2 protein-coding genes and 1 pseudogene are annotated in these 2,279 nt (G+C 42.8%); all 3 read right to left on the bottom strand.

From position 1 onward, the window contains the following. A pseudogene (locus tag ACXJGZ_RS06255) lies at positions 1–563 on the bottom strand (glutamine-hydrolyzing GMP synthase); the annotation flags it as partial. A 61-nt stretch (positions 564–624) separates the two neighbouring features. After that, positions 625–1,626, bottom strand: a complete 1,002-nt coding sequence (locus ACXJGZ_RS06250) for a formate--phosphoribosylaminoimidazolecarboxamide ligase (protein ID WP_456398653.1) — start codon at positions 1,624–1,626, stop codon at positions 625–627. Positions 1,627–1,691: 65 nt separating this feature from the next. After that, positions 1,692–2,108, bottom strand: a complete 417-nt coding sequence (locus ACXJGZ_RS06245) for a type II toxin-antitoxin system VapC family toxin (RefSeq protein WP_456398652.1) — start codon at positions 2,106–2,108, stop codon at positions 1,692–1,694. Positions 2,109–2,279 lie beyond the last annotated feature (171 nt).

The raw sequence follows: 2,279 nt of genomic DNA, 5'->3' as shown, positions 1-2,279 counted from the left end.
GGGAATGGCATTCTATTGTATATCCTCTCGGGAAGACCAAGCTCTCTAGCGACTTCTCTAACCTCATCTTTGTATAAATCCCTCAGCGGCTCGATTAGCTCTAAGTTGAGCCTCTCAGGCAAACCACCGACATTGTGGTGGCTCTTTATCTTTCCTTGGCTTTCAATCCAGTCCGGAGCTATGGTGCCTTGAATTAAGAAGTCAGCATTTATTTCATTGGCAACCTCTTCAAAGACGTCTATGAAAACTTTCCCGATTACCTTGCGCTTCTCCTCTGGGTCAACTACTCCTTTCAACGCTTCAAAGAAGCGCTCCTGAGCGTCGACGTAGATGAGGTTTAAGCCAAACTCGTCCCTAAATGTCTTTATGACGAACTCTGGCTCTCCCTTCCTCAAGAAGCCGGTGTTAACGAAGACGGCATAGAGCTTATCACCGATAGCTTTGTGCGCTAAAATTGCACATGTTGAGCTGTCAACTCCTCCTGAGAGTGCTATAATAGCCTTTCCATCCCCAACCTTTTCCCTAACTTCATTTACCTTTTCATCTATGAAGCTCTCCCACATGCCAATCACCTTTACTTTCTTCTGCATAAAATTTAACCATTTATAAGGCTATTTATCATGTTTATGTCAAAATATCATCCGGCCTATCTTCCTCTATAGCCTGCTTTATTTCCCTCGCAATTCTCCGCCCCGTGCTCATGGGGAAATCATAGCGGAGCCAAGTGTATGGCGAACCGTTAACGAATGGATTCGTCCCCGCGACTATTCTAGCGGAAATCTCAAAGACGACAAACTCCATTTCGTCTGTGAGTATAGTTTCCAAGCAAAACGGACCCCAAAGGCCGCCCATAATCTCTTCAGCTGCTTTAACAGTCCTCTCTCCCATTTCCATAACTTCCATAAGGAGGCTCTCCCTCAGGACTATGGGAATGTTGCCAACTACAACGTACGAGTTTTCAAAGTCAAGCTCGAGCTGGTCTTTAGCTGAGATTCTCCCGATGCCATCTACATTGGTCTCATATCGCCTATCAACACTCATCAGCTCAAGCTCGCCATTGAGCTTTGAATAGAAGTAGTGCGGATAAATTGGGACTCCAAGGATATACTCCTGAATCTGCACACCTTTAAGGTCATCCTTACTATTAATGCCCGCCTTTTGGGCCTTTTCCCAAAAGTCTCTCGAATCTTTGGCCAAGAAGTAGCCCTTACCACCTTTAGCACCGTGAAACTTCACGATGACGGGCTTATCTATGTCGTCTGGGTCTTTATAAACCCTCGGAACCTTAAGATTGGTCTTCTGAAGCCATTTTCTCTCTAAACTCCTATCGCTCTCCCACCTAAGGACAGCTTTGTTACCGTAGTACGGGACTTTCATGGATTCAACCCTTTCAACACCCAAATGAGCTACAAATGAGCCATGTGGGACTATTATGACTTTCTTTTCTAAAAGCTCTCTCTCAGGATATTCACCAACTAAAAACTCATCGGCAACTGGAAAGTATTTTGTGTAGAGCGGCTTAACTCTCTCCTTTCCAAAGATCACAGTCTGAAAGCCTTCATCCTTAGCTCCTTTGAGAATCTGAAGGGCAGAGTGGGAAGCATAAGTGCCTATTTTCCACTCCATTTCATCACCAAGAAAATGTTAAAAATTAGAATTTAAAAGTTTTGTTTTTACAAAAAATGTAAAAATCACTCTTGGATTACCTTGACATCCAGATTCTGAAAATGCCTGTCAAATGTGTATATCTCCTCAATACCGAGTTCCTTCATTTTTAAATATGCCAGAGCATCGTTTACGCTTATTCTTTTTTCTTTAGAAATCAGCACCGCCCTTAAGTAATCCTCCACGTAGAGGTAGAGAAGCTTGATATTTTCAGCAAGGAGCATGCTTTCTAAAAAGTTTATGGCAGTTGTTAGGTTTACCTTCGCCTCCAGGATGTTCGCAATCTCACTCAGGTGGATTAGGGTTGTTGCAACTTTTTCTCCCCTCTCTATCCTCAGGAGGATTTTCTTGGCGTGTTCTTTCCTTTTAAGAAGTTCTTCATCTGTGCTTCTCCTCGGTTTTATCATTGCATAGAGAAACACGTTGCTGTCGATGAATCTCATTCATATTCCTCCGCAAGCTCTTTTAAAAGTTCTTTTTCAATATCTCCCTCTTTTTCCACTTCAATTATGTCAAAGAACTCCGAGAATTTTGGTTTTTTCCTTGGTAGGATCTCTATCCTATCTTCAAATTCAACCAGGATGACCTCATTACCCCATTTTTTGCGCCATTCC

This window comes from Palaeococcus sp. (in: euryarchaeotes), from assembly GCF_053987695.1.
The sequence above is the reverse complement of the archived record's forward strand: the minus strand, read 5'-3'. Positions and strand labels throughout refer to the sequence as shown.

What these genes read in the sequence shown, in the direction of transcription:
- ACXJGZ_RS06245 (WP_456398652.1), bottom strand. Translation starts at nt 2,108, where the DNA reads ATGAGATTCATCGACAGCAACGTGTTTCTCTATGCAATGATAAAACCG.
- ACXJGZ_RS06250 (WP_456398653.1), bottom strand. Translation starts at nt 1,626, where the DNA reads ATGGAGTGGAAAATAGGCACTTATGCTTCCCACTCTGCCCTTCAGATT.